General features: G+C 49.3%; 5 protein-coding genes and 4 pseudogenes. 6 read left to right on the top strand and 3 right to left on the bottom strand.

Features of this window, described 5'->3' with window-relative positions; genetic code table 11:
* Positions 1-210: 210 nt before the first annotated feature.
* Complete coding sequence (locus tag CSC94_RS23705; protein ID WP_099308838.1) at positions 211-399, bottom strand: hypothetical protein; 189 nt, start codon at positions 397-399, stop codon at positions 211-213.
* Between the two features lie 67 nt (positions 400-466).
* On the opposite strand from CSC94_RS23705, the pseudogene CSC94_RS23710 reads away from it, so the two are divergent.
* Positions 467-631, top strand: a pseudogene (locus tag CSC94_RS23710) (integrase core domain-containing protein); the annotation flags it as partial.
* A 117-nt stretch (positions 632-748) separates the two neighbouring features.
* Here CSC94_RS23710 and CSC94_RS25135 read toward each other — a convergent pair.
* Positions 749-946 (bottom strand): annotated as a pseudogene (locus CSC94_RS25135) (IS110 family transposase); the annotation flags it as partial.
* A gap of 343 nt (positions 947-1289) precedes the next feature.
* Between CSC94_RS25135 and wecB the strand changes: the two are divergent.
* From wecB to CSC94_RS23730, 4 genes are all read left to right on the top strand, one after another.
* Complete coding sequence (gene wecB, locus CSC94_RS23715) at positions 1290-2396, top strand: non-hydrolyzing UDP-N-acetylglucosamine 2-epimerase (protein ID WP_280950010.1); 1107 nt, start codon at positions 1290-1292, stop codon at positions 2394-2396.
* Positions 2397-2407: 11 nt separating this feature from the next.
* Positions 2408-3394 (top strand): polysaccharide pyruvyl transferase family protein, encoded by a 987-nt coding sequence (locus CSC94_RS23720; protein ID WP_165784584.1) that lies wholly within the window; start codon positions 2408-2410, stop codon positions 3392-3394.
* Positions 3395-3663: 269 nt separating this feature from the next.
* Positions 3664-4443, top strand: coding sequence for an ABC transporter permease (locus CSC94_RS23725; RefSeq protein WP_099308841.1), 780 nt, complete (start codon positions 3664-3666; stop codon positions 4441-4443).
* A 17-nt stretch (positions 4444-4460) separates the two neighbouring features.
* Complete coding sequence (locus tag CSC94_RS23730) at positions 4461-5222, top strand: ABC transporter ATP-binding protein (protein WP_165784585.1); 762 nt, start codon at positions 4461-4463, stop codon at positions 5220-5222.
* 40 nt (positions 5223-5262) lie between these two features.
* Here the strand turns inward: CSC94_RS23730 and CSC94_RS23735 are convergent.
* A pseudogene (locus CSC94_RS23735) lies at positions 5263-5511 on the bottom strand (IS3 family transposase); the annotation flags it as partial.
* An 85-nt stretch (positions 5512-5596) separates the two neighbouring features.
* Here CSC94_RS23735 and CSC94_RS23740 point away from each other — a divergent pair.
* Positions 5597-6305, top strand: a pseudogene (locus CSC94_RS23740) (IS110 family RNA-guided transposase); the annotation flags it as partial.
* Between the last annotated feature and the right edge of the window lie 125 nt (positions 6306-6430).

Genomic DNA, 6430 nt, shown 5'->3' on the forward strand with positions numbered 1-6430 from the left:
TTACCAGCTTCACCGCCTCGATCTTGAACTCGCGGCTGAACTTCCGTCTCGTCATATCCACTCTCCAGTTCCTTGGTCACGATCTTATCTTCGTGTCCACGAAACCGGCAGCAGGCCATTGTTCCGGTTCATCGCCACAATCGCCGCCTTTGCGTGCCGGGCCTCGATGCACACCACCGGCAGTCCGGCATCCTTGAGGCCGAACCACAGTCATTGCGAAAGCGGCCCAGCTTCGAGGCCAACCCGAACGTAGTCGCCAGGTGCCTCGCGTAGCTCACGAATGATCGCATCTGGTTCAGAGGCCACCTTGGCCTCTAGGACCATCCGCCCCTCTTCGTCGACAACACAAACGCTGGTCAGTTCCAGCGACACGTCCAACCCAGCATAAAGCGCAGCCATCGTCCGTCCTCCTTGGCTATGTTCGCTGACGGAAAGAAGAACACCAGCAGAACCGGGCGCGAAAACCCGATTACGCCATCTGAATGCCCACCGGTTCCTGACGCTTGACGACGCCCGCCAGAAGATGGAGGAATGGCGTAGAGACTACAATGAGGTTCGCCCTCACAGCGCCATCGGAAACAAACCGCCGATATCGCTCATGAATGCCTCCGGCGCATCCGGTCCGCCGTGAGTGTCAGACCCGGGAAATTCCCCAGCCGGTTGGTCCCAAAACGGGTCCCTCGTCAAATAGGCCGGAAACTCTACCCTCCGGCGGTCCAGAGAATGGTATCGGAGCAGCCCACAATGCACTAACAATCAAACCGGACCACCCGGTGGGGCATGCCACCTCGATGCCGATGAGGCATGGCGAAAGTGATGCAAAGAACGTGGCGACCTCGTCGCGACGCAGCTTGCGAGGGATGATGACCGCGCCTCCCGCATCAACACAGTGCACCTGAAAGACGTGCTTTGCGATATCCAGACCGACTGTGGTAACCGTTACTATTGACGGTTCTTTCTTGTGTGACTTTGACAGCCACACTTTGGCATACTGCGATGCAGAGAGCGGAGGCCGTGCACCACATCAGGTCACCCGGAATGACCGAGAATGCTCTAGGTCTTCCAATTCATACGGATAAGCTCAAGGGAGGGGAGGGAGCCAAAAATATGGAGCCACAACGAAAATCCTTATCGATCCTTGCGTACGATTGGTATGTGTTCTAAATGCGCTGCTAACACTGCATCATGAGCCAATGACAAAACTTTGCAATTGAAATACCTAGCAGCTATGTCGGGCAGCTCAAAATTCCCAAATCAGGATAGCTTCTCCAATGAAAAAATCGCGGATTATGTGTCTTGTGGGCACGAGGCCGGAATGTGTGAAAATGGCTCCTGTCATCCGTGAACTGAAAAACAGCGGTTGGGCAGATCCTATCGTTGTCTCGACTGGGCAACACAGGGATCTTGTTCGTCAGATAATGGATCTATTTGAGATTATTATTGACCATGATCTAGATGTCATGACGCCAAATCAGTCGCTCGCCAGCCTTAGTGCTCGAATTTTTGAACGGCTGGATGCTCTTTTGCTAGCTGAGAAGCCTGATATGATAATAATTCAAGGCGACACAACATCAGTAATGATATCCTCTTTGGCAGCTTTCTATAGAAATATCGCTGTTGGGCACGTTGAAGCAGGGCTTAGGACGAATAATATTAAGCGCCCATTCCCAGAAGAGCTGAACCGTGTTGTAGCTGGCGTTGTAAGCGATCTACATTTTTCTCCGACGCAACGTGCTGTAGAAAATTTGCTGTCTGAGAAAAAGCCAAAAGATAATGTATATCTAACAGGCAACACGGTTATTGATGCTTTGCACGATGTTGCTAGTCGCGACCTGCCAGTAAATTATCCAATAGATAAAAAAAGAAAACTAATACTGGTTACTGCTCATCGACGAGAGAATTTTGGTGAGCCAATACTCGAAATTTGTAAGGCGTTAAAGAGCCTTCATGATAAGTTTGATGGATTTGAGTTCGTTTATCCGGTTCACCCTAATCCAAATATTCACGATGTAGTACATGCGAAACTAGGTAACCTCGATAGGTTTCATTTGATCCCTCCGGCTGACTACACGGACCTAGTTGGGCTCATAAAAAATTCCTTCATCGTGATCACAGACAGCGGAGGCATACAGGAGGAGGCGCCTGGCTTGGCGAAGCCAGTTGTGGTCCTCCGAGAGGAAACTGAGCGGCCAGAGGCTGTCGAGGAAGGGGTGGCTTCATTGGTGGGAGCAAACAGTGATCGCATAATCGCGGAGGTGGAACGGCTTATAACTGACTCTAGCTATTATGCTTCTATGAGCACTGGCGCATCTCCATATGGCGACGGAAAGGCCGCGCAACGCATAGCTGAAGCTTGTCGCACTTTTCTGTTGGGCAGTAAAACAAATCGAGCATGAGAACTGGAGACATGGTTGTGTCTAAGAAAAAAATTGGCCTTGTCGGTTACTATGGTTGGGGTAATTATGGGGATGAGTATTTCCGAATTATCATGCGAGATCAGGTATTTTCAGATTCAGAAGTGACCGATGTTACTGGTTATCCTAGCAAATATACTCCTAAAGAATCCCGGGAAATGGTAGACGATAAGGAGTGTATTATAATCGGCGGCGGAGATCTTGTAATCCCTTACTTTTTTTCCGAGGCATACTGGCGGGATGAGTATCTTCGCAGGCCGGTCTACATTCATGGAGTTGGAGTGCCGCGCTGGGGCGGTTATGATGAACACGTTGTGCTGAAAATGCGTAAATTTTTTCAACATCCGAATGTCAAGCGTGTCTCTGCACGAGACATAGAAAGCCGAGATTGGATAGAAAAGCATCTGCAGCCAAGAGTGCCGGTTGTAGCTGAGCCAGACATCGTTTGTTCGCAGCTGTTTGAAGAGCAAACTCCGGTTCCTGGACGATTTGGAATTGTGCTACGGCACCAACCGAATCCACCTCACCCGGAGCATTTGCAAATGCTTATTACGAAAGCCGAGGAAAGGGGGCTCAATCCCGTATTCATTATATTGGGTACAGATAATACAATGCGCGATGATTTTCTTCATATGGTAGGGCTTGAGCTAGGGAATACAGATATACTCATTAGGAATTCGCCGGAGAAATTAACTGAAGCATTGCTCTCATGCGAAAAGGTTGCATCTATGAAATTTCATGGATGTGTTGTTGCGATGAGCTGCAATCGGCCAACACTTTCTCTTTCGGCGGCTGACAAGTTCAAATCATTTTATGGGATGTGTAACCGAAGCGAATGGATATCACCCTTTAAGTCACCGCATTTCGAATCTGCTTTGAATAGCGTCTTGGATGCAGAGAAGTTCGAATTTCCTGAACAGTTGCGTCAGGATGCGAGCATGGGCCTTGCGAATTTGAGGCAAGCTGTCTTGTCTTCCTAGATCCGGAGCTGCAAACTAACATCGTGCGGTTGTCGGTCGTATAAACAATGACTGAGTATTAGATTAAATGCTTATGTATCGTAAGTCGGCTCGGTATTTAAGCGCGACACTATTGGTGGCTTGCAACTAGTGAAATAGGTAGATGGGTGAAGTAGATACAGAGCCTGTGCATAGAATATATTTTACACCTATGGTGGGAGGTTTGGATTTGTCGTATTCTCCGATCCTGTCGATCTTCTGCATTCTCTGGTTGTTAGGCGGGGCATAATATGTTTCGTGATTTCATGCTCGCCCAGCAGCATCGCGACTTTTGGACCTACGCTGCGTGGCTCGATATTGTTACTCGATACAGAAGAGCCAAACTTGGGATTCTTTGGCTACTGATCAATCCATTTGTATTCGTATTTGGTCTTGGCTACGTATATTCAGGCTTCATGGGTGCGCCAGTGGACCGCTTTATTCCGCACCTGGCCTTAGGTTATCCGCTTTGGCGCTTATTTATTCACGTCGCAACAGAATCAGCGCAATGTATACGTGCTAGCAAGCCGTTCGTAATGGAAGGGCAGATTAATTTAATGCAATACATCTTACGCGTTATTTCTAAGGCGCTTTTTAATTATATATTTGGACTGCTGGTGGCTTTGGTCGCGATAGCCTTGTTGTATTCTCAACATTTGATCGCAACACTCACTTTAATTATAACCCTGCCGATAATAATCATCAATCTTATTTGGATTGGAACATTTGTCGCTATAGTTTCTGCGCGATTACCAGAAACGGCAGATTTGATAAACACTCTGCTTTTGTTTGGATTCCTTATGACTCCTGTTATGTGGGAAGCAGATCGTATTCCTATTACTTCAACCTTGGGAAAGATTGTTAGGATGAATCCTGCCTTCCACATGATTGAGATAGTACGGGCGCCAGTTCTAGATGGAAACGTTTCTCAATTTTCGCTAATCTATATTGCTATCTTTTCGTTATTCGGCTTACTCATAACCGACTTCATATATCGGCGGTATGCACGTTATGTAGCATTATGGATATGAGTGTTCAGCGAGAAACAATGCAAAAGACTGATAGTTCAGCATCGATTCAATTGGTAAACGTGAGCCTTAAGGTTCCCGTGAGTATTGCTAACACATCTCCGCCTGATGCAGGCTGGCGCCAAATTCTTAGAAGGTCTATTTTTCAGCGATATAGAAGACAGTTCAATGAGATATTGTCTGATATAAACCTAACAATCTATTCTGGAGACCGTATAGCTTTTATCGGCCGCAATGGAGCCGGAAAAACGACGTTGTTACGAATGCTCACCGGAGCATATGCACCGACTACGGGAATCATCGAAAAAATAGGTAGATCTGTTTCTTTGATGAATATATCTCTCGGCATGAATTTTCAAGCGAGTGTGCTAGAGAATATATACTTGAGGGGAACCGCCTTTGGGTTGACGCAGATACAACTGACCAAAGCGGTAAAGGGGATCCTTGAATTTGCTGACCTAAATGACAAAATTGGAGCACCATTAGATACGCTGTCTGCTGGCCAGAGGATGCGTCTGGCATTTGCAATATCCACATGTTATCCAGCTGATATTGTCATAATGGACGAATGGATCGGTGCGGGGGATCAGTATTTCCTGAACAAGGCTAAGGAACGCTTGAGAAGCCATATTGAAGGCGCTCAAATTGTTGTGCTTGCAAGTCATAACAATGCGATCATTCGAGAAGTGTGCAATCGAGCAATTATACTCGAGGAAGGTAAGCTGGTATTCGACGGTTCGGTGGAGGATGCCATTAAAGTATACGGAGAAAGAAACCGCTAGGTGACGTACCCATAAAGGGGATTGAATAGCCCCGAGTTTTCTAGACGCCCTCGGTTCTCATTTTCTGCTGCCGTTCGAAGTCGACGGGTGAAAGCATCCCGTTCCTGACATGCTTGCGCTTTGGATTGTAGAACATCTCGATGTAGTCGAACACATCCTGACGTGTTTCGGTGCGTGTTTTGTAGGTCCGGCGCCGTATCCGCTCCCGCTTGAGCAGGTTGAAGAAGCTCTCGGCGACAGCGTGGTCGTGGCAGTTTCCCCGCCGGCTCATCGAGTGTTCCAGATTGTGGGTGACCTGATGCTGTGGACGGCCCCTGCACCGGCGTAGTGTGCAATGATTTGGCCGTTGAGCCAGGTCTAAGGAGCCACATCATATGATTGAGGATATTGCCGTCGTTGGTCTCGATCTCGCAAAGAGAGTTTTTCAGGTGCATGCAGTGAGCGCGGATGGAGCAGTCGAGATTCGCCGAAGACTGCGGCGTGGGGAGGTTCTCGCGTTCTTCTCAGCCTTGCCGCCAAGCCTTGTTGGGATGGAAGCCTGCGCATCAGCCCATCACTGGGCGCGCGAGCTTCAGGAGTTAGGCCACGAAGTTCGATTGATGCCACCGGCCTACGTCAAACCCTATGTGAAGCGAGGGAAGACTGATGCAGCCGACGCCGAGGCGATCTGCGAGGCGGTCACGCGGCCGACCATGCGTTTCGTCGCGGTGAAGAGCCGGGAGCAGCAGGGCGTTCTCATGCTGCACAAGACGCGGGACCTTCTGGTGCGTCAGCGGACCGCCCTGATCAATGCACTTCGCGCCCATTTGGCAGAGTACGGGATGGTCACGGCCACAGGTCCCCGGTGGCGTGAATGCCCTCACAAAACTGCTGCATGAAGAGCAGGACAACCTGCCTGAACACGCCCGATCCGCTCTGTTCTCGGTTGTCACCCAGTTGGACGCACTCCAACGACAGATCGATCACCTGGAGGAGGAAATCCTCGCTTGGCACAGGGCCGATGAGACGAGCCGTCGTCTCGCGACGATACCCGGCATCGGTCCAATTACCGCCTCTGCCATCGCCGCAGCCGTTCCCGATCCGGGCCAGTGTATCGACCCAGTGAAAATCTGCTCATGCTACAAAGGAGAGAGTAGCGATGAGTGTGACGATGGACGACAGCATCAAACGTTGGACTGCGAAGCGAAAAACGGCGCTCGTTGTCGAGA

Source organism: Zhengella mangrovi, assembly GCF_002727065.1.
Classification (GTDB): domain Bacteria; phylum Pseudomonadota; class Alphaproteobacteria; order Rhizobiales; family Rhizobiaceae; genus Zhengella; species Zhengella mangrovi.

What these genes read in the sequence shown, in the direction of transcription:
- CSC94_RS23705 (WP_099308838.1), bottom strand. Translation starts at nt 399, where the DNA reads ATGGCTGCGCTTTATGCTGGGTTGGACGTGTCGCTGGAACTGACCAGC.
- CSC94_RS23720 (WP_165784584.1), top strand. Translation starts at nt 2,408, where the DNA reads ATGGTTGTGTCTAAGAAAAAAATTGGCCTTGTCGGTTACTATGGTTGG.
- CSC94_RS23725 (WP_099308841.1), top strand. Translation starts at nt 3,664, where the DNA reads ATGTTTCGTGATTTCATGCTCGCCCAGCAGCATCGCGACTTTTGGACC.
- CSC94_RS23730 (WP_165784585.1), top strand. Translation starts at nt 4,461, where the DNA reads ATGCAAAAGACTGATAGTTCAGCATCGATTCAATTGGTAAACGTGAGC.
- wecB (WP_280950010.1), top strand. Translation starts at nt 1,290, where the DNA reads ATGTGTCTTGTGGGCACGAGGCCGGAATGTGTGAAAATGGCTCCTGTC.